27 protein-coding genes and 1 tRNA gene are annotated in these 23357 nt (G+C 69.9%); 14 read left to right on the forward strand and 14 right to left on the reverse strand.

Annotation, left to right across the window (positions count from 1 at the left end; translation table 11 throughout):
* Nucleotides 1-4: 4 nt before the first annotated feature.
* Nucleotides 5-889, reverse strand: coding sequence for an SGNH/GDSL hydrolase family protein (locus MZC64_RS23640; protein WP_247759756.1), 885 nt, complete (start codon nt 887-889; stop codon nt 5-7).
* 166 nt (nt 890-1055) lie between these two features.
* Between MZC64_RS23640 and MZC64_RS23645 the strand changes: the two genes are divergently transcribed.
* Together MZC64_RS23645 and MZC64_RS23650 are read left to right on the forward strand one after the other, a co-directional pair.
* On the forward strand, nt 1056-2228 hold the full coding sequence (locus MZC64_RS23645) for a sensor histidine kinase (protein WP_247759754.1): 1173 nt from the start codon (nt 1056-1058) through the stop codon (nt 2226-2228).
* On the forward strand, nt 2219-2863 hold the full coding sequence (locus MZC64_RS23650) for a response regulator transcription factor (protein ID WP_247759751.1): 645 nt from the start codon (nt 2219-2221) through the stop codon (nt 2861-2863). Before MZC64_RS23645 ends, MZC64_RS23650 begins: the two co-directional genes overlap by 10 nt.
* Here the strand turns inward: MZC64_RS23650 and MZC64_RS23655 are convergent.
* Entirely contained in the window at nt 2860-3477 is a 618-nt protein-coding gene (locus MZC64_RS23655) for a DedA family protein (protein ID WP_247759750.1), read from the reverse strand. The two genes, MZC64_RS23650 and MZC64_RS23655, sit on opposite strands and share 4 nt — an antisense overlap.
* Before the next feature lie 108 nt (nt 3478-3585).
* The gene (locus MZC64_RS23660) at nt 3586-4020 is read right to left on the reverse strand and encodes an SRPBCC family protein (protein WP_247759749.1); all 435 of its coding nucleotides are present in this window, start codon (nt 4018-4020) and stop codon (nt 3586-3588) included.
* A 68-nt stretch (nt 4021-4088) separates the two neighbouring features.
* Between MZC64_RS23660 and MZC64_RS23665 the strand changes: the two genes are divergently transcribed.
* The 3 genes from MZC64_RS23665 (at nt 4089) to MZC64_RS23675 (ending at nt 6254) form a co-directional block, all read left to right on the forward strand.
* Entirely contained in the window at nt 4089-4664 is a 576-nt protein-coding gene (locus MZC64_RS23665) for a TetR/AcrR family transcriptional regulator (protein WP_247759748.1), read from the forward strand.
* Between the two features lie 68 nt (nt 4665-4732).
* Nucleotides 4733-5368: a Crp/Fnr family transcriptional regulator gene (locus MZC64_RS23670; protein WP_185002297.1), complete on the forward strand. Its 636-nt coding sequence runs from the start codon at nt 4733-4735 to the stop codon at nt 5366-5368.
* A 118-nt stretch (nt 5369-5486) separates the two neighbouring features.
* Nucleotides 5487-6254 (forward strand): hypothetical protein, encoded by a 768-nt coding sequence (locus MZC64_RS23675; RefSeq protein ID WP_247759747.1) that lies wholly within the window; start codon nt 5487-5489, stop codon nt 6252-6254.
* Nucleotides 6255-6259: 5 nt separating this feature from the next.
* Here MZC64_RS23675 and MZC64_RS23680 read toward each other — a convergent pair whose 3' ends face one another.
* Nucleotides 6260-6832, reverse strand: coding sequence for an ATP-dependent Clp protease proteolytic subunit (locus MZC64_RS23680; protein ID WP_247797751.1), 573 nt, complete (start codon nt 6830-6832; stop codon nt 6260-6262).
* A 141-nt stretch (nt 6833-6973) separates the two neighbouring features.
* Nucleotides 6974-7276, reverse strand: a complete 303-nt coding sequence (locus MZC64_RS23685; RefSeq protein WP_247759745.1) for a DUF6355 family natural product biosynthesis protein — start codon at nt 7274-7276, stop codon at nt 6974-6976.
* A gap of 267 nt (nt 7277-7543) precedes the next feature.
* On the opposite strand from MZC64_RS23685, the gene MZC64_RS23690 reads away from it, so the two are divergent.
* From MZC64_RS23690 to MZC64_RS47975, 4 genes are read left to right on the forward strand one after another with little or no spacing between them, the layout of a single operon-like run.
* Nucleotides 7544-8119 carry a hypothetical protein gene (locus tag MZC64_RS23690; RefSeq protein WP_247759743.1) on the forward strand — a complete coding sequence of 192 codons (576 nt, stop codon included), beginning with the start codon at nt 7544-7546 and terminating at the stop codon, nt 8117-8119.
* Between the two features lie 54 nt (nt 8120-8173).
* On the forward strand, nt 8174-8875 hold the full coding sequence (locus tag MZC64_RS23695; protein ID WP_247759737.1) for an RNA ligase family protein: 702 nt from the start codon (nt 8174-8176) through the stop codon (nt 8873-8875).
* Nucleotides 8862-9989, forward strand: coding sequence for an AAA family ATPase (locus tag MZC64_RS23700; protein WP_247759734.1), 1128 nt, complete (start codon nt 8862-8864; stop codon nt 9987-9989). The genes MZC64_RS23695 and MZC64_RS23700 overlap by 14 nt, the downstream gene beginning before the upstream one ends.
* 10 nt (nt 9990-9999) lie before the next feature.
* The gene (locus tag MZC64_RS47975; protein WP_282105792.1) at nt 10000-11082 is read left to right on the forward strand and encodes a glycosyltransferase family 4 protein; all 1083 of its coding nucleotides are present in this window, start codon (nt 10000-10002) and stop codon (nt 11080-11082) included.
* On the opposite strand, the gene MZC64_RS23715 is transcribed toward MZC64_RS47975, so the two are convergent.
* Nucleotides 11079-11831 carry a glycosyltransferase family 2 protein gene (locus tag MZC64_RS23715; protein WP_247759715.1) on the reverse strand — a complete coding sequence of 251 codons (753 nt, stop codon included), beginning with the start codon at nt 11829-11831 and terminating at the stop codon, nt 11079-11081. The genes MZC64_RS47975 and MZC64_RS23715 overlap by 4 nt on opposite strands.
* 62 nt (nt 11832-11893) lie before the next feature.
* On the opposite strand from MZC64_RS23715, the gene MZC64_RS23720 reads away from it, so the two are divergent.
* Nucleotides 11894-12901: an LLM class flavin-dependent oxidoreductase gene (locus MZC64_RS23720; RefSeq protein ID WP_247759713.1), complete on the forward strand. Its 1008-nt coding sequence runs from the start codon at nt 11894-11896 to the stop codon at nt 12899-12901.
* Here the strand turns inward: MZC64_RS23720 and MZC64_RS23725 are convergent.
* A complete protein-coding gene (locus tag MZC64_RS23725) occupies nt 12876-13430 on the reverse strand; it encodes an NUDIX domain-containing protein (RefSeq protein WP_247759712.1) in 555 nt (184 codons plus the stop codon). The genes MZC64_RS23720 and MZC64_RS23725 overlap by 26 nt on opposite strands.
* A 525-nt stretch (nt 13431-13955) precedes the next feature.
* Between MZC64_RS23725 and MZC64_RS23730 the strand changes: the two genes are divergently transcribed.
* Nucleotides 13956-14300: a hypothetical protein gene (locus MZC64_RS23730; RefSeq protein WP_247759711.1), complete on the forward strand. Its 345-nt coding sequence runs from the start codon at nt 13956-13958 to the stop codon at nt 14298-14300.
* A 204-nt stretch (nt 14301-14504) separates the two neighbouring features.
* Here MZC64_RS23730 and MZC64_RS23735 read toward each other — a convergent pair whose 3' ends face one another.
* From MZC64_RS23735 to MZC64_RS23745, 3 genes are all read right to left on the reverse strand, one after another.
* On the reverse strand, nt 14505-14978 hold the full coding sequence (locus MZC64_RS23735; RefSeq protein WP_247759706.1) for a hypothetical protein: 474 nt from the start codon (nt 14976-14978) through the stop codon (nt 14505-14507).
* 689 nt (nt 14979-15667) lie between these two features.
* Nucleotides 15668-16333, reverse strand: coding sequence for a YdcF family protein (locus tag MZC64_RS23740; RefSeq protein WP_247759704.1), 666 nt, complete (start codon nt 16331-16333; stop codon nt 15668-15670).
* Between the two features lie 242 nt (nt 16334-16575).
* Nucleotides 16576-16650 (reverse strand) — tRNA-Ile (locus tag MZC64_RS23745).
* A 205-nt stretch (nt 16651-16855) separates the two neighbouring features.
* Between MZC64_RS23745 and MZC64_RS23750 the strand changes: the two genes are divergently transcribed.
* Genes MZC64_RS23750 through MZC64_RS23760 form a run of 3 tightly spaced genes read left to right on the forward strand, consistent with a single transcriptional unit; the run spans nt 16856 to nt 19395 of the window.
* Entirely contained in the window at nt 16856-18139 is a 1284-nt protein-coding gene (locus MZC64_RS23750; RefSeq protein WP_247759699.1) for a cyclopropane-fatty-acyl-phospholipid synthase family protein, read from the forward strand.
* The gene (locus MZC64_RS23755; protein WP_247759696.1) at nt 18136-18924 is read left to right on the forward strand and encodes a DUF1295 domain-containing protein; all 789 of its coding nucleotides are present in this window, start codon (nt 18136-18138) and stop codon (nt 18922-18924) included. Before MZC64_RS23750 ends, MZC64_RS23755 begins: the two co-directional genes overlap by 4 nt.
* Before the next feature lie 12 nt (nt 18925-18936).
* Nucleotides 18937-19395 carry a peroxiredoxin gene (locus MZC64_RS23760; RefSeq protein WP_185002279.1) on the forward strand — a complete coding sequence of 153 codons (459 nt, stop codon included), beginning with the start codon at nt 18937-18939 and terminating at the stop codon, nt 19393-19395.
* 1 nt (nt 19396) lies between these two features.
* Here the strand turns inward: MZC64_RS23760 and MZC64_RS23765 are convergent, their stop codons facing one another.
* Genes MZC64_RS23765 through MZC64_RS23780 form a run of 4 tightly spaced genes read right to left on the reverse strand, consistent with a single transcriptional unit; the run spans nt 19397 to nt 23344 of the window.
* Nucleotides 19397-20662 (reverse strand): cyclopropane-fatty-acyl-phospholipid synthase family protein, encoded by a 1266-nt coding sequence (locus tag MZC64_RS23765; protein ID WP_247759693.1) that lies wholly within the window; start codon nt 20660-20662, stop codon nt 19397-19399.
* Complete coding sequence (locus tag MZC64_RS23770) at nt 20659-21387, reverse strand: DUF1365 domain-containing protein (RefSeq protein ID WP_247759911.1); 729 nt, start codon at nt 21385-21387, stop codon at nt 20659-20661. Before MZC64_RS23770 ends, MZC64_RS23765 begins: the two co-directional genes overlap by 4 nt.
* Nucleotides 21381-22643, reverse strand: coding sequence for an FAD-dependent oxidoreductase (locus MZC64_RS23775; RefSeq protein ID WP_247759690.1), 1263 nt, complete (start codon nt 22641-22643; stop codon nt 21381-21383). Before MZC64_RS23775 ends, MZC64_RS23770 begins: the two co-directional genes overlap by 7 nt.
* Nucleotides 22640-23344, reverse strand: a complete 705-nt coding sequence (locus MZC64_RS23780) for an alpha/beta hydrolase (RefSeq protein WP_247759688.1) — start codon at nt 23342-23344, stop codon at nt 22640-22642. The genes MZC64_RS23775 and MZC64_RS23780 overlap by 4 nt, the downstream gene beginning before the upstream one ends.
* Between the last annotated feature and the right edge of the window lie 13 nt (nt 23345-23357).

Consider the following 23357-nt stretch of genomic DNA (forward strand, 5'->3'; position numbering starts at 1 on the left):
TGGGTTAGGTCCGGATCCGGGTGGTCAGCGCCCGCTGCACCGCGTCGGCCATGCCGACCATGCCGGTGCGGAACGGGTGGTAGCTGGCGGCCGCGAGCAGATCGGTGTGCTGTCCGTTCACCCAGGCCACCCCGCGCCGCTGGCAGGCGTCGTGACCCAGCGACGGGCCGTAGGTGTCCACATAGGTGTCGCCGGTGGCCCCGGCCGCGCGCCGCAGCGCCGCGTTGAGCTGCTGCTCCACCCCGTCCAGGAACGGGTAGTCGCCGGTGGCGAAGGGCAGCGTGTTCGGGCAGGTGCCGCTGGGCGGGGCGATCCGCGGATAGCCCACCACCAGCACCCTGGCCTTGGGCGCGCGTTCCCGGATCCCGCGCAGCACCGCCACAACCCGGCCCTCGGTCTGGCCGATCCGCTTGCTCAGCTCGTCGCCGAACTTCTTCGCGCACGGCGCGCCGCCCGGATCACTGGCCCGCAGGCTCGCGCAGGTGGAGATGGTCTCGCCGAACACGCTGAAGTCGTTGCCGCCGATGCTCACCGACACCAGGTCGGTGTCCTTGGTCAGCGCGGAGAACTGGGCGGGGTTGCGGCCCAGCGGCACCGACTGCGGCTGGGTCATGTTCGTGGTGTCCGCGGCCCCGCAGCTGATGTCGGTGAACCGGGCGGGCCGGATCCGCCGGTTCAGCAGACTCGGGTAGTTCTCGGTGGAGCGCGCGCAGCCCAACGGGTTCAGCCGCGGCAGCGGGATCAGCGGGCCCGAGGTGAACGAGTCGCCCAGCGCCACGTAGTGCCGCACCTGGCGGACCGCCGCCTCCGCCCCGGAGGCGAACAACGCGGCCGCAGCGACCGCCACCGCCCCGATGGTCGTCAGCCGACCTGCGATGCCTACCGACATGCCACACCTCGCTGTGAGCCCGGCCACACCATGACGGACTGACGCTAGGTTCGCCCGCGCGCGCCGGTCAATCGTCCAATGAGGTCAGCCACGCTGCGGGTTTCCCCCGCCACTCGTACGGTTTTCCACAGTCCCCCGAACGGCCCTGCCCGCTAGCCTGCACGCTGTGCGTCCGCTGCCCCTGCTCACCGCCGCCGCGCGTATCGGGGCCGGACTGACCCTGGGCGCGCTGGCCGCCCTGGCCGAACTCGGCTACCTGGTCATCTCCGGTCTGCTGCTGGGGTTGCTGCTGCCCTGGCCGTCGGCCCGGCAGCGGCTGGGCGAACTGCTGCTCCGCGGCGCGCGCCGGCTGGCCCGCCGGGACGCCCGCCGGGTGGCCAGGTACTTCGGCGGCGGCGAGGCCGAAGCGCAGAGCCGCCCCTGGATGTACCTGCTGCTGCGCACGCCGGTCGGCCTCGGCGGCGGCGTCATCCTGTTCCTGCTGGGCTACGGCCTGCTCACGGTGGTGGCCAGCTTCGGCGCCTGGTTCACCGGCGGCAGCATCTTCACCGGCAATCCGGCCGGCCGGATCACCACCGAGACCATCCTCGCGCTCAGCCTGCCCGGCCTGGTGCTGCTCTACCTTGCCCTGCAAGGGCTGTACGCACTGTCCACTGTGGAGCGTCGACTGGTCCGCGAGTTCCTCGGCCGCAGCCCCGCCGAGCTGCGCCGGCGGATCGAGGACCTCACGCTCACCCGCGCGGGCGTGGTCGAGGCGGTGGACGCCGAACGCCGCCGGATCGAACGCGATCTGCACGACGGCGTGCAACAGCGCCTGGTCGCGCTCGGCCTGCTGATCGGCCGGGCCCGCCGCGGCGCCGACCCGGCCAGGTCCGAGGCACTGCTGGCCCAGGCGCACCAGGAATGCCAGGAGATCCTCAGCGATCTGCGCGAGGTCGCCTGGCGGGTCTACCCCACCGCGCTGGACAACCTGGGCCTGCCCGAGGCGATCGCCCGGGTGGTCGAGGGTTCCCCGCTGCACACCACGGTCACCTGCGAGCTGCCGCCCCAGCGGCCGCCCGCGCAGGTCGAGGCCGCCGCGTACTTCATCGTGTGCGAAGCCGTCACCAACGCCACCAAACACGCCAACGCCACCACCCTGGCCGTACGGCTCACCTGCCTCGACGCACCGGCCCGGCTGCTGGTGGAGATCGCCGACGACGGGGTCGGCGGCGCCGATCCGGCCGGCGGCGGACTCTCCGGCCTCGCCCAGCGGGTGGCGGCCATGGACGGCGAGTTCCAGGTGCGCTCACCCCAGGGCGGCGGCACAGTCATCGGAGCCAGCCTGCCATGCGCCTGATCCTCGCCGACGATTCCATCCTGCTGCGCGAAGGCCTGGTGCGCCTGCTCGTGGAGGAGGGCCACCAAGTGCTCGCCGCGGTCGGCGACGGCGCCGCCCTGCTGGCCGCGGTGACCCAGGAGCAGCCGGACGTGTGCGTGATCGATGTCCGGATGCCGCCCACGCACACGGCTGAGGGCTTGCAGGCCGCGCTGGAGATCCGGGCCCGCTGGCCCGAGGTCGGCGTGCTGATGCTGTCCCAGTACGTGGAGAAGCGCTACGCCACCGAGTTGCTCACCGGGGAGAGCGCCCGGGTCGGCTACCTGCTCAAGGACCGGGTGGCCCAGGTCGGGGAGTTCCTGGACGCGCTGGACCGGGTCGGCTCCGGCCGGGCCGCCTTCGACCCGGAGGTGGTGCGCCAGCTGCTGGCCCGCACCACGCACACCGATCCACTCGCCCGGCTCACCGAACGGGAGCGGGAAGTGTTGCGGCACATGGCCCAGGGCCACACCAACGCGAGCATCTCCACCGCGCTGCACATCTCGCAGAGCGCGGTGGAGAAGCACGTGAACGCGATCTTCGACAAACTCGATCTGTCGCACACCACCGGCTACAGCCGCCGGGTGCTGGCAATTTTGCGTTACCTGGGCAGTTAGACGCGCTGCTTGCTCCGGCGGCGCACCCGGGACACCACGAAGGCGATCACCGCGATGCCGACCACGGCCAGCACCGCCTTGGACAGGAACCCGGCGTAGGTCTCCACCAGCGTCCAGTTCTCGCCGAGGAAGTACCCGGCGAGCACGAACGCGGTGTTCCAGATCAGGCTGCCCAGCGCGGTGAACAGCAGGAACACTCCCAGCCGCATCCGCTCCACGCCAGCGGGCACCGACACCAGGCTGCGGAAGATCGGGATCATCCGGCCGAAGAAGACCGCCTTGACTCCGTGCTTGGCGAACCAGGCCTCGGTACGGTCCAGGTCGGACACCTTGACCAGCGGCAGCTTGGCGGCGATGGCCCGGGTGCGGTCCCGGCCGAGCAGCGCGCCCAGGTAGTACAGCGCGACCGCGCCGACCACCGAGCCCGCGGTGGTCCAGATGATCGCGGCCAGCAGGCTCATCCCGCCGCGGCTGGCGGTGAACCCGGCCAGTGGCAGGAACACCTCGCTGGGCAGTGGCGGGAACAGGTTCTCCAGCGCGATGGCCAGACCGGCGCCCGGCGCGCCGAGGGTGGTCATGAGGTCGGTGACCCAGGTGATGATTCCGTCGAACATGGTGTCAACGCTAGGAATTCCGGCCTGAGAACACCCTGAGGCAGACCATCGGATCCGGGTGGGCGCACCGCAGGAAAAGAATGCGGGAAACCGCAGTGCGCGCCGGGCTCAGCGGTGGTTGGCGTGCTCGGCCAGGCCCAGCGCGCAGCGGCGGATGAACGTGGTCAGCGCCCACCGGTACAGCCAGCCGGTGCCGGGCACCCGCGGCCGGAAGCTGGAATGCCAGTGGATCTCGGTGCCGGTCCCGGCGGGTTCGAGGTCGATGTTGGCCCGGTACTCCCGCAGCGGCAGCCCGCCCAGCAGCGTGTAGCCCAGCCTGCGGTCCGGCACCAGCTCCACCACCTGCTCCCGGGTGGTCCGCTTACCCCGGCGGAACAGCCGGATCGCGCCCACGCTCTCCCCGCCCGACTCGCCGGCGCGCTCCAGCTCGAACCCGGTGAACGGCGCCCACCCCGGCCAGCTCGGCCCACTGCGCACCAGCGCGTAGACCGCCGCGGGCGCGGCTGTGGACCGCACCCGAACCTCGATCCGCTGCACCGCCATGAGATCCCTCCTTCGTGTACCAGTTGGTACATGTACCATATGGTTCACTCAGACGGAAGGCGGTGCCGGTGTCGGCGGCGAAGGAGAAACTGCTGGCCGCGGCGGTGGCCTGGTGCGCGGAGCACGGTGTCGGCGAGCTGAGCCTGCGGCAGCTGGCGACCGCGCTGGGCACCAGTCACCGGATGCTGATCTACCACTTCGAGTCCAAAGCGGGCCTGCTGGTCGAGGTGGTCCGCGAGGTCGAACGCCGCCAGCGCGCCGCCTTCGCCGAACTGGACCGCACCGGCGCCTCCCCCGCCACCGCGCCGCGGGAGTTCTGGCGCAGGCTCACCGATCCGGAACTGGCCCCGCTGATCCGGCTGTTCTTCGAGCTGTACGGCCAGGCCCTGCAGGGTCGCCCCGGCACCACCGGGTTCCTGGACGGCATCGTCACCTCCTGGACCGAACCGATGGCGGACTGGCTGCGGGCCAACGGTTTCCCGGACGCGGCCGCCCAGGCCCAGGCCCGCCTCGGCCTGGCGGTCACCCGCGGCCTGCTGCTGGACCTGCTGGCCACCGGCGACCGGGCGGCGGTGGACGCGGCGATGGAGGCTTTCATTCTTGCCACCGAGGACACCCAGCGCCGACTTGCATCGATCGGGTGACCGGAGCAGCCACCGTTCACCCGGTCGGTCCCTCCCTGGCGAGCTGGCCGGTTGGAGATGATGCGGTGATGGCGAGGGAGGACGCGGTCCGCGCAGTGCTGCGCCGCTACGGCAGGTCCAGGGACTTCCACCGACAACAGACCCTGCTGTCCGAAGGCGCCGAGAGCGACGAGGTCCTGCTCATCGAGCAGGGCCTGGTCAAGGTGCTGCTCTCCGGCGGCAACGGCACCGAGCTGATCGCCGGTTTCTACGGGGCAGGCGAGCTGATCGGCGAACTGGGCGTGATCGAGGAGGTGCCGCGCAGCGCCACGGTCATCGCGCACACCGCGGGCAGCGCCGTGCACGTGCCCAGGGCGGTGTTCCTGAGCCTGATGCGCACCAACCAGGACGTGCTGCTGCTGGTGAACTCCACCCTGCAGCGCCGCCTGCGCAACGCCGACCACCGCGGCCTGTCCGTGGCCTTCCAGGACGTGCCGACCAGGGTGGCCAAACAGCTGCTGAGCTGGGCCGATGACCGCGGCGAGCAGACCGAGCACGGGGTGGCCATCCGCGGCATGAGCCAGAAGGAACTGGCCCAGTCCGTGGGCGCCTCGGCCAAGACGGTGGACGCCGCGCTCAAGCGGTTCCGCGCCCAGGGCCTGGTGCGCACCAGCCGCCTGCGTTACCTGCTGCCCGACCCACGCCGCCTGGCCGAACAGGTCTGAGTCCAGTCGGCCCGTTCTCCCTGGGACGCGGGAGAACTCATCGGCCATTCGCAGCACACTCCCGCCCATGACGTGGCCTATCCGTCTGTCACCCGTGTGGAGGTAGTGCGTGGCCCTCATGCCTGTAAACCGGACCGTGCTCGGCATCGACCTGATCGACTCCGGCAGCAACCCCGGCTACCACCTGGACGTGGCGGCCCAGAAAATGCGCGAATTCACCGAGACGGCCCTGGCCGGCCGCGAGATAGCCAAGGCCGACGCCGTGGACTGGCAGCACACCGGCGACGGCCTGCTGGCGGCCTTCCCCCAGGAAATGCTCGGCAACCTGGTCGACGCCACCCAGCTGCTCGACGAACTGGCCGCCGAGCACAACCGCTGGCACAAGCCCGACGTCCGCCTGCGCATCTGTCTCGGCATCGGCCCGCTGCCCACCCACGAGGGCCTGCACCGCACCAACATCGACTGCGCCCGGATGCTGGACGCCCCGGTCTTCCGCACCGTCCTCCGCCAGTGCGCCCAGGCCGGCCCGGCGGAGTTCAACACCGGCCTGATCCTCTCCGCCAAGGCTTACGAGGACGTCTTCGGTGGCCCCTACACCGACCTGGTCAAGCAATCCGACTTCAGCCGGATCACCTTCCAGCACAAGGAAACCGAGAACACCGCCTGGATCCGCGTCCCCGGCTTCGCCGCCGAACGCCTCACCGCCTTCGCCGAACCCCAGCCACTACCCGAACCGGTGACCAAGCCCGAGGACAAGCCCGGCGAGGCGACCCGCCGGGTCGCGGCCAGCAGCGCGGTGAACAACACGGTCAACGGCGAGATGAACGGCGTCCAGGCCGGTGAGATCCACGGCGGCGTGCACTTCGGCGACCGCCGCCGTCGCTGACCGGCTCAGCCCACCACACCCGGCCGGCTGACCACCTCATCCGCCAGTCCGTACGCCACCGCCTCCGGCGCGCTGAACCACCGGTCGCGGTCGGCGTCGGCGGTGATCTGCTCCACCGTTTTGCCGGTCTGCGCCGCGGTGATCTCCGCGACCAGCAGCTTGAGCTTGGCGAACTCCGCGGCGCGGATGGCGATGTCCGAGGCGGTGCCGGAGAGCCCGGCGTGCGGCTGGTGCATCAGCACCCTGGTGCGCGGCAGCACGTACCGCTTGCCCGGTGTGCCGGAGGAGAGCAGGAACTGGCCCATCGAGGCGGCCATGCCCATCGCCCAGGTGGAGACGTCCGGGGCGATCAGTTGCATGGTGTCGTAGATGGCCAGGCCCGCGTTGACCGAGCCGCCGGGGGAGTTGATGTAGAAGACGATGTCCCGTTCCGGGTCCTCGGCGGCCAGCAGCAACATCTGGGCGCTGATCCGGTTCGCGCTCTCATCGTCCACTTCGGACCCGAGGAACACGATGCGTTCACTCAGCAGCCGGTCGAACACCGAGTCGCTGAGGCTGAGCCCGGCCCCCGCGCGCATCCGCAACTCCCCGCCCCATTCCGTGCCGTTGTCCCGAGCCACGTTCCGCCTCCCTGGTCGTTGTCTGTGCTCGACGGTAGACCGGGCGGCCGGGACGCGGGACCGGGTTCGCTCTCAGCGCATCCCGGTCCCGCTGGGTGATCAGCAGCCGTCGCGGAGGTAATAGGCGTTGGAGATGAACCGGTCACCCGTGCTGCCCTGGCGTTCCAGGTTCGTCACGCCCTTGCCGACGCACCGGTCCGCGGTGCCGCCGAGACCGCCGTACCAGCGCACCCGGATGGTGATCCGGTCCGCGGCGCCGCAGTGGTTGTACTTGGCGTAGTTGTTCTCCACGAAGAATCCACACGGCGCCTGTTCAGCCGACGGGGACGCGAGGGCGACCGCACTGCCGGAGAATGCGGTCACCGCGAAAGCGAAAACGGTGAGTGATCGAGCGATACGCATACCCGGAAGTATGTCGGTGACTCCTGGGGGCACGCACGGCGAACCAAGATCATCGTTGCCACGTTCATTCGATGGTGGCCTGAGGGTAGCCCGACGCACGAGCCGGCCAAAGGTTGCCTACGACCTACGTCACCAGCAAATATAACGACTCGATATACCCGGTGGACCTGGTGGCAACCCCTGGACCCCAGGAGGCGTCTTCTTCACGGAGCCACCAAGACCGCCCCAATTACCGAGGGCGGCAATCCACCAAGGGGGATAAAGGAAATGGGTACTCGTCTCGCATTCACCGGAATTACCGCGGCTGCCATCGCCACCGCATTTCTGGCCGCACCGGTCGCGTTCGCCGCGGACGAGGTGATCGGCGCCATCGGGGTCCAGGACAAGTCGATCAGGGCCGGCCAGGAGGTCCTGGTCCGGGCCTACTGCAAGGACCCGAAGTTCACCGGCTCGAAGATCACCTCCGCGGTGCTGGACGCGCCGCCGCTGACCGGCAAGCCCGGCCAGTCCTACACCTCCGACGGCCGGATCAAGCCGGAGACCAAGCCCGGCACGCACACCCTGTCCTTCGTCTGCGCCGGCAAGACCATCACCGGCAGCTTCGAGGTGCTGCCCGGCAAGCGCCGTCCCGGCGCCACCCCGCGCAAGCCGGTGGAGACCAAGGCCAACGAGCAGGTCAAGGTCAAGCCCAAGGGCGCGGCCGAGACCGGTGGCGGCGCGCTGGCCCAGCAGGGCCTCGGCGAGAGCCTGGACTGGATGTCCGTGGGTGGCTTCGCCGCGGGTGGCCTGGCCGCCGTGGCCGCCGGTGTGATCATCTTCCGCAACCGCCGCCAGAAGGCCTGAGCCAGCGCGAAATCCGTTCGCCGGGGGGTTGAACGGGCAGGTAGAACAACAGCCATGCTTCGCAAGTACCCGCGCACGCCGCATCTGGAGGGGTCCCGGCGGCAACCCGGTGACCACGACCTCGCCGCGGTCGGGTACGCCGAGATCGCCGGACGCTACCTGGTGGTGGCGGAGAAGCTGGACGGCGCGAACGCCGCGATCAGTTTCACCGCCGAGGGCGAGCTGCGGTTGCAGAGCCGCGGCCACTACCTCACCGGCGGCCCGCGGGAACGCCAGTTCGACCAGTTCAAGTCCTGGGCCGCCGCGGCCGCGCACCTGCTGTGGCCGCGGCTGTCCGACCGGTACGTGCTGTACGGGGAATGGCTCTACGCCAAGCACACCGTCTGCTACGACCGGCTGCCGCACTACTTCTGCGAGTTCGACGCCCTGGACCGGCACACCGGGGTCTTCCTGTCCACCGCGGCCCGGCGCGCACTGCTCGACGGGCTGCCGGTGTGCCCGGTGCCGGTGCTGCACACCGGCCCACTGTCCACTGTGGCCGAACTGACCGCGCTGCTCGGCCCGTCCACCTGCGGACCGGAGCAGATGGAAGGGCTCTACATCAAGGTCGAGCAGGGCGCGGAGACCGTCGGCCGGTACAAGTGGGTGCGCCCGAGCTTCCTGACCGAGGTGCTCGATTCCGGCGGTCACTGGCTGGACCGTCCGATCACGCCCAACCGGCTCGCCGACCCGGAGGCGCTGTATGCGGGTCTTTGAGCGGCTCTGCCCGACCGGTCCACAGTGGACGGTGCCGTGGACGGAGATCACCGAGGCGTTCGACTGGGTGCGCAGGCTGCGCGGCGTGGCCCAGGATCCGGTGCACCACGCCGAGGGCGATGTCTGGACGCACACCCGGATGGCCTGCGAGGCCCTGGCCGCGCTGCCTGAATGGCGGTCCCGCCCGGCCGCGGAGCGGGTCCGCCTGTTCGCCACGGTCCTGCTGCACGACGTGGCCAAACCGGTGTGCACCCAGGTGGATCAGGAGGGCCGGATCACCGCCCGCGGCCACTCCCGCCGCGGCGAGATCATGGCCCGCCGCATCCTGTGGGAGCTGGACGCGCCCATTGCCTGGCGCGAGCACGTCTGCTGCCTGATCCGGCACCACCAGGTCCCGTTCTGGGCCCTGGAACGCCCGGACCTGGACCGCATCGCCTTCCGCGCCAGCCTGCTGGCGAGCAACGCCGACCTGGTCCTGCTGGCCACCGCCGACATCCTCGGCCGGAGCTGCGCGGACACCGCCGAGGTGCTGGACAACATCGCGCTGTACCAGCAGTACTGCGCCGAAGCCCGCTGTCTGGACCGCCCCCGCGAGTTCCCCTCCGAGCACGCCCGCTTCACCTACTTCCGCACCCCCGGCCGCGATCCGGACTACGCCGCGCACGACGACACCCGCCTCACCGCCACCGTCCTCAGTGGACTCCCCGGCGTGGGCAAGGACCACTGGATCGCCCGGCACCGCCCGGGAATCCCGGTGGTCAGCCTGGACGCCCTGCGCGCGGAACTCCGCATCGCCCCCGACGGCGACCAGCGCCCGGTGGCCGCCGCCGCGCACCAGGCCGCCCGCGAACACCTGCGGGCCGGCCGGAGTTTCGTCTGGAACGCCACCAACATCTCCCGCCAGCTCCGCGACCGCTGCATCGGCCTGGCCGCCGCCTACCACGCCCGCATCGACCTGGTCTCCCTGGAGGCCCCGCCCGCGATCCTGCGCGCCCGCAACCGGTCCCGGCCGGCGCCGGTGCCGGCAGCGGTGATCGACCGCCTGCTGCACCGCTGGGAAACCCCCGACCCCACCGAGGCCCACCGGGTGAGCTGGCTCAGCACCGCCGGGTAGAACTGGAGGCATGGCGTTGCGCGTGACCTTCATCCTGCCGGTGTTCCCCCGGACCCCCATCGGCGGCTTCCGGGTGGTCTACGAGTACGCCAACCGCCTCACCGCCCTGGGCTGCCAGGTCACCGTCGTGCACGAACGCTGGCGCGAAGGCCGCCGACACCCCCTCCGCCACCTGCGCGAACAGGCCCGCGACCACCGCAACACCCGCGCCCCGCACCGAGCGATCCCCTGGTTCCAGGTAGATCCCCAGGTCCGCCTGCTGATCGTGCCCACCCTCACCCCCGAGCACATCCCACCCGCCGACGTGGTCGTGGCCACCCACTGGAAAACCGCCACCCTGCTCCCCCGCCTCACCCCCGCCCACGGCGCCCCCCACCACCTCGTCCAGGGCTACGAAACCTGGAACGTCCCCAACCCCGCCCCCGTCAACGAAGCCCTGCTGCTCCCCATCCCCAAAATCACCGTCTCCACCCACCTCACCCGCGTGCTCACCGACCTGGGCGTCCACAGTGGACAGATAACCACCATCCCCAACGGCCTGGACCACACCACCTACCACCCGCCCCCGCGCTCCCAGCCCCGCGCCGGCGTCGCCGTTCTGCTCAGCGACAGCACCGCCAAGGACTCCCCCACCGCCCTGGCCGCCCTGCGCCAGGTGCACGCCAAGTACCCCGGCCTCCAGGTCAGGGCCTTCGGCGTCATCCCCCAACCCCACCACCTACCACCCTGGATCCACTACACCCAGGGCCTGACCGGCAAGGCCCTCGCCGACCGCGTCTACCGCCAAAGCGCCATCTACCTGTGCAGCTCCAGCACCGAAGGCTGGGGTTTCCCCGCCGCCGAGGCGATGGCCTGCGGCGCCGCCGTGGTCAGCACCCGCAACGGCGGCGTGGAGGACTTCTGCCACCACAACAAAACCGCCCTGCTGGTCAACGTAGGCGACCCCACCGCCATGGCAGAGGCCATCATCCGCCTACTCCGCAACGAAACCCTGCGCACCCACCTGACCACCGCCGCTCAGGCCACCACCGCAACCATGGACTGGCAAGCCTCCGCCACCACACTCCTGGCCACCCTCACAAAGTCCACCTAGTCCCCCAACCTCATCCCCAATTCCCGCAACGCGTCGGCCCGCTCCCCGATGAGCTTCATCCGCGCCGCCCACTCCACCGCCTCGTAGTGCGCGCTCCCCGCCGCCGACCCCTGCCCCGGCCACTTCCGGTAGTGCAACCCCACCGCGGACTCGAAAAACCCGCCCGTCACCACACTCGCCGCCAGCAACAACCCGGTGTCATCGCTCCCCGGAACCGCCATCCACCCACCCAGCAACACCGCCAGCTCCCGCCGGATGCACAAGGTCGTCGGATGCACCGGCAACCGAAACCCGTTCTCCCGCCACAAATCCAGCACCAACCCCGGCTCCAGCCACCCCGCCGCCGGATCCCCCTCGAACCCCACCAATTCCCCATCAGGCAACAAATCCAACGCCCGCGAGGTGCTCCACCCCACCCCGTCCTGCCCAGTGACCGCGGCGATGTCCCGCGCCAGCACCCCCGGCGTCAGCACATCATCCTGATCCAGGTTCTTCACCAGCTCGCCCGAGGCCCGCGCCAGCGCCAGATTCCGGGTGATCGCCACCCCACCCGGCCGCCCGTCGCCAAACCGGATCCGCTCGTCCGCGGGCAACACCTCCGCCGCGACCCCGGTCCGCCCATCCTCCTGAACCAGCCATTCCCACCGCCACCCCGCGGGCAACTCCTGCCCCCACAACGATTCCCAAGCGGCCAGCAAATGCTCAACCCGAGGCTGGTACACGGCGGTAATCACCGAAATCGCACGCACCACCCCACCCTACTGAGCCACCAGCGAGAATCCCGGTAACCGCAGCCCCACAAAGGACCCCCATGAGCGACCCCATCCGCCTGTCCGTCCTGGACACCTCCCCCATCGTCCAAGGCGCCACTCCCCAACAAGCCCTGCGCAACACAGTCGACCTGGCCACCCTGGCCGACTCCCTGGGCTACCACCGCTACTGGGTCCCCGAACACCACGGCATGCGCGGCGTGGCCAGCACGTCCCCCGCGGTCCTCATCGCCCACCTGGCCAACACCACCACAACCCTCCGCCTGGGCGCAGGCGGCGTCCTACTCCCCAACCACGCCCCCCTGGTGATCGCCGAACAATTCGCCACCCTGACCGCCCTACACCCCGGCCGAATAGACCTCGGCATCGGCAAAGCCCCCGGCGGCCGCCAACAAGTGATCAACGAAATCCGCCCCGCCGCCACCCGAACCGCAAAACCCTTCCCCCACCAGCTAACCGAACTCCAGACCTACCTCAACCCCCCGGAAAACGCGCCCATCAAAGCAATCCCCGCCATCAACGGCACCCCACCACCCCTCTGGCTGCTCGGCTCCTCCCCCACCAGCGCCACACTCGCCGCCACCCTGGGCCTCCCCTACGCCTACGCCCACCACCTGAACCCCACCGCGGCAGCGGAAGCCCTGCACACCTACCGAACCCACTTCCGCCCCACCCCCCAAACCCCAGCCCCGACAACCCTGGTCAGCCTCGCCGCGATAGCCGCGGAAACCGACCCCCAAGCCGAATACCTGGCCGGCTCCATCCGCCGGAAAGTCCTCAGCCGCCACCACGGCACCCGAATCCAACTCCCCACCCCGGAAGAAGCCGCCATCCATCCCTACACCGCAGCCGACCACACCCACCTGGCCACCCACTCCGCCAAACTCCTGGTCGGCAGCCCGGAAAAACTGACCGCAGACCTGCAAGCGATCCTGGACACCACCGGCGCCACCGAAATCATGGTGACCACTCCGGTGTATCGCCACGCAGACCGCCGCCGGTCCTACGAACTGCTCGCCACGATCATCGACCAGTTGCACGCGAGCTGAGGTAGTACAGCAACGCAACCAGCGTCCCGGATCCAAGAAGTTCGTTGCGCTGAGCCAAATCCCCCACCCGCCCCAGCTCCACCCACTCGACCCGCCCCGCTTCCTCGGTGTCCGTCGGCTCCCCGACACGCTCAGCCGCACGCCACAGGAACACCTCAACGGGAGCCGTGACCTGCCCCGGCAACGGCTCAAAGCTGATCAGGTGCTCGGCTTCGCCAACCGGCCGCCAGCCGCTTTCCTCGACCGCTTCCCGCGCAGCCGTCGCCGCGGCGTCCTCCCCTTCCTCAACCAGCCCGCCCAGCAGCTCATAACCCCACTGCCCAGTGGCGAACCGATACCGCCACAACATCAACACCCGGTCCTGGCCGTCAACGATCAGCGCGATCGCGATCCGCCCCAGGTGAACGACGTGGTGCTCCCAGCGCGCACCATTGGGCGCCTCCACCTCGACCAGGCCAACCCGCACCCACCGGTTGTCATAGACCAGCCGCTCACCGTAGGTCTGCCACGCTCCGCGCTCCGCTGCCACGGCGGAAAGCCTACGAATGCCGGACGCTGTGCGACCGAACGTACGGCGGAACCTGGCCCGCGCGCACCCTGTTCCAGCTCGACAACCTGCCTTTTTGTGGGGCAGGTGGGGCTCGAACCCACGACCTGACAGATTAGAGATGGTGTCAGCCGTCGTTTGTCGACAACTCGCGTCGCCCGCCGCCACCTCGGATGACGCTGAGAACAACTGGCCGCTGTGGACGGCTATCCGTGATCGTCTGTCATCGTTCTCCGAGGGTAAAACGTGGGCCACGGTCGTATCCTGACACCCCTGGCGACCCTCTCGACGAACTGTCGGCGGGCGGGCAGCGGTCGCACGGACAGGCTGGATGACCGCGTTGACGGGAGTAGATCCTAGGCACTACTGTTCACGCCGCGTCGGCCAACCTGGCTCGCGCACGTTTGGGAGCAACCGCCCTTGGCCAGTGCTCCCCGACACTCCAGATACTCCCCGGAGTCTTCTAGGAGCAGGATCCCCCCTGCATACCACCAGAGGACTCCAAGCATGCCCAACGAAGTCGAACCCCGACCGCGTCTCCCCCTGGGACAGCTCGTCAGCAAAGTCTTTCTTGCTGCGCCTGCGGCCGGCTTGGCCATCTTCGCGCTTTCCAATCAGACCACTATCACCGTCATCGCACTTGCTGTCGTCGCCACCATCAGCGTCGTACTTGTTGTCCTTGTCGTCGTTGGCTCCATCATCAGCAGAGTGCTCTTCAGCGAACAAGACGCCCCTGCTCAACGTCTTGTTCTCCTCCTCTGCAGCGTCTTGCCGTTCGTGAGACGAGATGAGCAGCTCACTTCAAGGCGTTCCCCAACCGCGGAAAACGGCAGTAGCACGAGCCCGCACTAGAACTGCGCCGACCATCCATACATCGTCCGGAACGCACCGCAGTACGCTAATGCGGCTGCGACGTAACCCCAACACGTGCCTCTACAACTTGGGAACCCGTTACGGCACACCAGGTAGACCGCTGACCTGCGCTGAGGTGCGGTCCTGGTTAACCGCTGTTGACCAGTGCTAACGGCACGTGAACAGCACGAACCCGTGGACGGTTTACTTCCCCAGGGTTCCGGCCGCGATCCGGTGCAATGTGTCGGGCAAGTACGGAGCCACCTCGCTGGCGTCGCACAGAATGTCACGGACGGCTTCGTCGTTGAAGTTCTGTCGGGCCTGTTCGTAGTACGGGGTCTGAAGGCGTCGCACGAGGTTGACGTACTCATCCAAGTCGGCCACCTGAAGGTGACCGCCGCCAAGGAACGGCCCAGCGCTCAGCCAGCTAAGCAGCCAGGCAAGACCATCAGCCCCTAGGAGCACCGTCAAATCGATGTGCGCGTCGTAGCCACCCGCATTGCCAGGGTCGCACCGATGTGGCACCGGATCTGGCTCGATCGTCTTGTGGACGATCTTGAAGTCGTGGTCCAGGTATCGACCGTCAGTCTCGCGCGTCCGCCAAACGACGATCCCGTCATTCGGGGCGCTTGTGATGGGCTTGCCGCAGGCGTCGCACGACCAGCTATCCAAGGGCATTCGCGTCTCCTTAGTGGCGGTGGTACCTGTATCGCCGCCTCCGGCGGCCTGTTACTGCCATCACACTTCTGAGACATGCCGCCGACATCACCCCATTGGCAAGCCTGTGGGCTGGTCGATGCCGTCAGGCGTCTAGCTGTCCATGGGCGCGGCAGCCGAGCGCCCCACCCACTCGGTCAACCAGCCGCCCGGCGCTCGTACCCGCGTACCGCCCTTGGCACCGGGTTCTTCCCCTCCCCCAAGGAAGGGAGCTCGCGTCCTCCCCTCGACCTGGCTCGCCCCGACCACGCGGGTCAAGGGGGCATCTCCCCTTGACATGGGCGCCAGGCTGGGAACGCCCCCTTGATGCGTGTGGTTGCCCTCGCGGAGGTCGACGGGAGGACGCGAACCCCGGACCACCCACCTCACCGCGGCGTTCGACGGCTCCCCGTCCTCCTGGAGACCTGCCCGTCCGATCTCGTGTTCTGCGGTTCCTGTGGGGCTGCGCGGGGTCGTTCCCGTGGGTGCGGCGGCCGGCACTCCCCTACCTCGGCGGAGCGCCCACGGGCGGCAGGTCCGCTTGGGCGCTCCGCACAACCCTGCGGAGTGCCGGCCGCCGTGCCCTCGGGTGACAGCACGGCCCCGTGCAGCCTCGCAGGGGCCGCCTTGAACAAGAGAAGAAACTTTGAACACCTGCTCGGCAGGGGGGCTCAGGCAGGGTCCTTAATGACGCGCTTGTCGTAGCCAGCGGCCACCAGGCGCTCGTAGGCGGCCCAGACCTCGGTGGGCATCTCCTGCGGCAGGGCAACACCCTGTTCGCCGTGCAACACGATGCGCTGCGTGTCGGCCGTAATGGTGTTGATCACCCGGGTGTCGTCGCCGATGCTGCGGAGGTAGTCGACAAGCTCGACCTGCTGCGCCGAACACAGCACGTCGACTTCGGGCCACATCTTCCGGCAGAGCGCGTACGCCCGGCGCTGCTGGTACGGGCGGCAGACGATCATCACGGACGCCACCTCGATCCCGTGTGACTCCAGCAGCGCCCGGGACAGCTCGAAGTTCTCGCCGGTGTACCGGGCCTTGGGCTCCACCAGGATCGCCTCGTCGGGCACGCCGAGTTCGATGGCGCGCTCCCGGTAGTGCACGGCCTCGCCACGCGGAAAGCGGTCGACGGTGGTGGGGGCATTGGCCCCGGTGAACACGATCAGCGGGAGGTAGCCAGCGTGGTACAGCTCGGCCGCGTGGTCGGCGACGCCGAGATCGTGGCTGCCCAGGCCGATTCCGACGTCACAGCGGCGAGGCTGGTCGTCGATCCGGTTGTAGTCCCACAAGATCCGGACGTCTTCAAGGATGTCCTGGGGCAGTGCGTCGGGCACGGCGGTGCTCTCCTAGTCAGTGATGGGGAAGTTGTACGTCCACGCGAAACGGCTTGGGAACACCGTGAGCGAACTCGACAAACACAGCACCGGACCTCCACCCAGACCGGTGAACACTCAACCGCAGGGCCACTGCCCCCTCGGAAGTCACGACGGGTTCACCAGAACCATGAGATCAACGTGGGAAAAGCGTGGTGGTGGCCTAGCCCCTCCACCACGCCACCCCGTTACCTGCCTTTTTGTGGGGCAGGTGGGGCTCGAACCCACGACCTGACAGATTATGAGTCTGCTGCTCTGACCAGCTGAGCTACTGCCCCCAGCGACGTCCGCCGCACCCGGGATGGGATGCGGATCACCCTACCAACGCCGCCCCCGCCCCCCGTCGCGAACCCGGCACACTCCGCCCACCCCTGGCAAGTGACCCACGCCACACCGCGCACCCCGATCCGAACCCCCGCCACGCACGAACCCCCTGCAGTCCCCCCGGTCCCGCCGCGGGGCCATGAGCGGAGGTGGAACGGCATGCCGGAGGTGGCCGCAACGCTGGGCAGGCTGGTGGAGGACGTGCTGGGAGCGGGGTTGCCGGTGCGGGTCCGGGGGTGGGACGGGAGTGAGGTGGGGCCGTCCGGTGGGCCGGTGGTGGTGTTGCGGTCGCCGGTCGGGGTGCGGCGGTTGGTGTGGGACCCGAGCGAGTTGGGGTTCGCGCGGGCTTTTGTGGCCGGGGAGATCGAGGTGGAGGGCGATCTCTACGAGGCGTTGCGGCGGGTGTGGGCGTTCGCGCGGGAGCGGGGGCGGCCTCGGGTGGGGTGGCGGCAGCGGGTTCGGGCGGTGCGGGTGGCGGCCCGGCTGGGGGTGCTGGGGTGGCGGCCGGCGGCGCCCGCGGAGGAGGCGCGGTTGCGGGGGCGGGTGCACACGCGGGGGCGGGATCGGGCGGCGATCGCGCATCACTACGACCTGGGGAACGAGTTCTACGAGGCGTTGCTGGAACCGCACATGGCCTACTCCTGCGGGTACTGGACCTCGGGCGAGGCGGACTACACGCACACCGACGCGCAGCGGGACAAGCTCGACCTGGTCTGCCGGAAACTGGGGCTGCGGCCCGGAATGCGGTTTCTGGACGTGGGGTGCGGGTGGGGGTCGCTGATCCTGTTCGCGGCCGAGCACTACGGGGTGCGGGCCACCGGGATCACCCTGTCGGCGCGGCAGGGTGAGTTCGTGCGGCGGCGGATCGCCGAGCGTGGGCTGGGCGACCTGGTCGAGGTCCGGGTGCAGGACTACCGGGAGCTGGCCGGGGAGCCGTTCGACGCGGTGGCCTCGATCGAGATGGGGGAGCACGTGGGCGCGGCGAACTACCCGGTCTACACCGCCACCCTGTTCCGGATGACCAAGGCCGAAGGACGGTTGTTGCTGCAACAGATGTCCCGCGGCGCGGTGGCGCCGGGCGGTGGCGCGTTCATCGAGGGCTATGTGGCGCCGGACATGACCATGCGGCCGGTCGGGCAGACCGTGGACGCGCTGGAGCAGGCCGGGTTCGAGGTGCGGGACGTGCACGCGTTGCGGGAGCACTACGTCCGTTCGGTGCTCGCCTGGGCCGACACCCTGGCACAACACTGGGACGAGTTCACGCAACTGGCCGGGGTCGGGCAGGCGCGGGTGTGGCGGCTCTACCTGGCCGGCGGGGCGCTGGCCTTCGCGGAGAACCGGATGGGGGTGGACCAGATCCTCGCGGTGCGGCCCACCGCCTCGGGGGTCAGCGGAATGCCCGATACCCGGGAGCACCTGCTGAGCGCGAGGATGCCCGGATGAACCCGGTGCTGCTCAACCTGCTGGTCTGCCTGGGCACCCTGCTGGTGCTGCTGGCCGCGACCTTCCTGATCTCGGTGACCCGGCGGCGCTACGACATCATCGACGGCTTCTGGGGCGCCGGGTTCGCCGCGGTGGCGCTGGTCAGCTTCGGACTCTCCGCCGGGCACGGGATGCTGTGGCAACGGGCGCTGATCACCGCGCTGACCGTGCTGTGGGGGTTGCGGCTGGCCTGGCACATTCTGCGGCGCAACCACGGTCAGCCCGAGGACAAGCGCTACGTCGAACTGATGGCGGCGGCCAAGGGGAACCCGTTGGCGCACCTGGTGAAGCGGGTCTACCTGCTGCAGGGCGCGGTGCTGTGGTTCGTCTCGCTGCCGGTCCAGATCGGACAGTACGCCGAGCCCGTCAGCACCCTGCTGACCGTGCTCGGCGTCCTGGTGTGGGCGGTCGGGTTCGCCTTCGAGGCGGTCGGGGACGCCCAGCTCAAGCGGTTCAAGGCCGATCCGGCCAACCAGGGCCAGATCATGGACTCGGGGCTGTGGCGCTACACCCGGCACCCCAACTACTTCGGCGACGCCGCGCTCTGGTGGGGTCTGTACCTGCTGGCCTGCCAGAGCTGGCTCGGGGCGGCCACCGTGCTGTCCCCGGTGCTGATGACCTACGTTCTCACCCAGCGCACGGGCAAGGCGCTGCTGGAGCGCCACCTGCTGGTCTCCCGGCCGGGATACCGCGAGTACGTGCGGCGGACCAGCGGGTTCTTCCCGTTGCCGCCCAAGAAGATCTGAGGAAGGAACGTCATGCGCGTCGGAGACCTCGTCGACGAGTTCGAGCTGCCCGACCAGGACGGCAAGCCCCGCACGCTCAGCGGACTGCTCGCCGACGGTCCGGTGGTGCTGTTCTTCTACCCGGCCGCGATGACCTCCGGCTGCACCGCGGAGAGCTGCCACTTCCGGGACCTGGCCGCGGAGTTCGCCGCGGTCGGCGCGCAGCGGGTGGGCATCAGCGCGGACCCGGTGGACAAGCAGCGCCAGTTCGCCGAGACCAACTCCTTCGACTACCCGCTGCTGTCCGATGTGGACCGGACGGTGGCCAAGAAGTTCGACGTGGCAAGGCGATTCGGCCCGCTCGCGGTCAAGCGGCACACCTTCGTGATCGGCCAGGACCGCCGGATCATCGCCGTGATCAAGAGCGAGCTGCGGATGAGCGTGCACGCGGACGACGCTCTGGCCGCCCTCCGCGCGCACGCCCAGTCCTGAGCTATCCCTTGCGGGACAAGGCGATCTGCCACACGTTGAGGTAGCCGGAGCGGAACCCGGCCTCGGAGTAGGCCAGGTAGAACTCCCACATCCGGCGGAACGTGCGGTCGAAGCCGAGCTGTTCGACGCGGGGCCAGTTCGCCAGGAACCGTTCCCGCCACAGCCGCAGGGTCTGCGCGTAGTGCGGACCCAGCGGCCTGCGGCCCGCGCCGGTCAGCTCGGTGTCCTCGCGCACGTTGCGCCCGATCGACTCCAGCGACGGGCAGATGCCGCCGGGGAAGATGTACTTGTGGATCCAGCTGTAACTGTCCGCGGTGGCCAGCATCCGGTCGTGCGGCATGGTGATCGCCTGGATCGCCACCCGCCCGCCGGGCCGGGTCAGCCGGTTCAGCGTGCTGAAGTAGACCGGCCAGAACTCCCGGCCGACCGCCTCGATCATCTCCACGCTGACCACCGCGTCGTAGCCGCCCTCGGCCTCCCGGTAGTCCTGTAGCCGCACGGTGATCCGCTCGCTCAGCCCGGCCGCGGCGATCCGCTGCTCGGCGAGCCGCTTCTGCTCCGGTGAGATGGTCAGCGAGGTGACCTGCGCGCCGCGCTCGGCGGCCCGGATCGCCAGCGCGCCCCAGCCGGTGCCGATCTCCAGCAACCGGGTGCCCGGACCGACTCCGGCATAATCCAGGATGCCGTCGATCTTGCGTAGCTGGGCCTGTTCCAGGTCCGTGCCGTCGGCGGCGAACCAGGCCGCGGAGTAGGTCAGGCTGGGGTCCAGGAACAGGCCGAACAGCTCGTTCGACAGGTCGTAGTGCCGATGAATATTCTCCCGCGCGCCGGGCACGGTGTTCTTCTCCGCCACGGGCTGGGTGCGTTCCACCCAGCGTCGCAACGCCTGCAGTGGTTTCGGGATCAGCCGGGACATCCGGGCGGCGAACGGGGTGAGCAGGTCGGCCAGCTCGGAGGCGGTCCAGTCGCCGACCATGTAGGACTCGCCGAAGCCGATCTTGGCGTCCGCGCCGAGCCGGTGGAAGAAGTCGCGCGGCCGCAGCACGCGCATGACCGGGGTGTCCGGTCCGCCCGCGCCGAGGCGTTCGCCGCCGGCCAGCAGCACCCGCACCGGCAGATCGCGCACCGCGTGCCGGAACAGGCGTTCGGCCACCCACGCGCGCACCGGCGAGTCGGGCGCGGTGGCCAGGCCGGGCCAGCGTTGCTCGGCCGGGCGCGGTAGTTCACGTCCGGCCGTCGCGGCAGGACCAGCGGATAGTGTCGTCACTGGATGCCCTCCTGAGGAACGTGCGCGAGTCGGCGGACCACGGGTACCCGGCGTAGCCACAACGCTATGCCGTGCAACCGGATCAGCGCGCTCACCCGATAGGTGAGCAACGGGCGCCGCAGCAGCAGGCTCGCCAGCACACCGGGGGTGACCGGTCGCCGTCGACCGCGCAGGGATGCCACGAACGGGGGTTTGTCCTGCTGGCGCAACGTGATCGTCACCGCCACGCGTTCCCCCGGCGGGCTGATCCGCATCTGGTAGCGGCCGCCCATGGCCAGGAACGGGGACACGTAGAACTCCTTGTCCACCTGGACCCGTCCGTCCTCGTCGGGGTGCAGCACGTAGCAGTGTCGTTCGCCGTAGGTGTTGTGCACCTCGGCCAGCACGCATTCCAGTCCACCGTCCGGGCGGTGGCACCAGAAGACGCTGATCGGGTTGAACACGTGCCCGAGCAGGCGAGCGTTCGCCATCATCACAACCCGGCCTCCGCGCAGGTCTATTCCGCGCCTGGCCAGGAAGTGCGCCACATTGGCCCGGATCGTTCGCTCGGGTGAGCCCAGGTGGTCGCGGGCCTCGAACCGGGCGAAGGGCCGCAGCCACCAGGGCAGCCGGGGCAGCTCGTCCAGGTCGACCAGCCACAGGTACACCTTGTGCCGCAACACCCGGCGCACCCGTTCCCGGCGCACGTGCGTCACCTCGGCCTCGTACAGCGCGGCGTTCACCAGGCCACGCCCAGCGCCCGCGCGGCCCGCACCCCCGCGGCGCAGCCGTCCTCGTGGAAGCCCCAGCCGTGGTAGGCCCCGGCGAACGCGGTGACCTCGGTGTTCAGCTCGGGCAAACGTTGTTGCGCGGCAACGGACTCCGGCGTGTACACCGGGTGTTCGTAGACCATCTTGGCCAGCACCGCGTGCGCCGGGATCCGGTCGGTGGCGTTGAGGGTGACCACGTAGTCCAGTGGTTCGGCCAGCCGCATCAGCCGGTTCATGTGATAGCTGACCAGCACCGGGCCGCCTTCGGGCGAGCAGGCGGGTTTGCGGTAGTTCCAGGCGGCCCTGGCCCCGGCCGCGCGCGGCAGCACCGCGGGGTCGGTGTGCAGCCAGGTCTCGTTGCGGGAGTAGCGGAACGCGCCCAGCACGGCCTGTTCGGCCGGGGTCGGCTCGGCCAGCAGCGCCAGGGCCTGATCGGCGTGGGCGGCCAGCACGACCTTGTCCACCGCGTGCAGCTCGTCGTCCTCGCCGCGGACCAGCACGCCGTCCGCGCCGCGGTGCACCGCGCGCACCGGGGTGGCGGTGTGCACGGCGGCCAGGTTCTTCGCCGCACGCTCCACATAGGACCGGGAGCCGCCGGTGACGGTGCGCCACTGGTGACTGCCGCCGACCGACAACAGGCCGTGGTTGCGCAGGAACTCGAACAGGTAGCGCGCCGGGTACTGGCGGCTCAGCTCCGGTCCGGCCGACCACACCGCGGAGACCACCGGCAGCATGAAGTGGTCGGTGAAGTAGCGCGAGTAGCCGCCGATGGCCAGGAACGCGCCCAGGGTGACGTCCCAGGTGTCCGGATCGGCCAGCAGCCGCCGGGCGTGCCGGTGGAAGCGGGTGACCTCGCCGAGCAACCGCAGGTAACGCGGGTTGCCGAGGTTGCCGGGCTGGGCGAACAAACCGGGCAGCCGCCGGGCGCCGGCGTACTCCAGCCCGCAGCCCTCGCAGGCCACGCTCATCGACATCTCCGCGGCCTGGGTGGCCACCTCGAGTTCGCCGAAGAGCTTGAGCAGGTACGGGTAGGTGTGCTCGTTGTGCACGATGAACCCGCTGTCGATGGCGGCCAGCCTGCCGTCCGGGGTGAGCACGTCGTGGGTGTGCGCGTGCCCGCCGAGCCGGTTCTCCTGCTCGAACAGGGTGACCTCGTAGCGGCGTTGCAGCAGGTAGGCGGCGGTGAGTCCGGCCACGCCTGCGCCGATCACGGCGACCTTGGGCCGGTTCACGCCCGCACCCCCGCCAGCGGCACCCGCAGCCCGTCGGGCGCGGGCAGGGCGAAGGCCCTGGCCAGTTCGCTGTCCCAGGGCCCGATGCCGAGCACCCCGAAGACGAACCGGCGGACCAGCGCGGTCCACTCGGCGGCCCGGCGCAGCATGGCGTGGTTGTCGCCGTGCACGGCGAAGCGGCAGACCCGGTCGGCGACCTGGCGGGCGTGCACGGCGTAGCGGTAGGAGAGCCCGGGGTCGGTCCAGCGTTCCCGGTCGCCGTGCGCGATGAGCACGGTGGTCCCGGCGAGCTGCCCGACCGGCTCGCCGGCGGGCAGCCAGGGCGCGAGCGCGGCGACCCCGCGGACCGTCTCATCCCCGGCCACCCGGAGCGCGGCCCGTCCGCCCATGGAGTGGCCGACCAGCACCACCGGCACCCCGGGATGGTGACGTTTGACCTGGTCCAGGGCCCAGCGGGCGTCCTGGACCGGGTCGAGGTCGGGGGCGTTCCAGCCGCGGAAGCGGTAGCGCAGCAGCCAGACCAGCAGGCCGTGCCGCCGGCCCGCGCGGTGCAGTTCCTTGGCGAAGGGCAGCATTCGCAGGTAGGTCAGGCGGCCCCGGTGCGGGCGGCCGTGGCTGTGCTCACGGCCGCCGTGCAACAGGACCACCAGCGCGCGGGGCGCCGGGACTGGCCATTCCCGCAGGCGCGGAGTTCGGGGCATCGGACCTCACCTG

Origin of the sequence: Crossiella sp. S99.2, assembly GCF_023094165.1 — a bacterium.
In the GTDB taxonomy this organism is placed as follows: domain Bacteria; phylum Actinomycetota; class Actinomycetes; order Mycobacteriales; family Pseudonocardiaceae; genus Crossiella.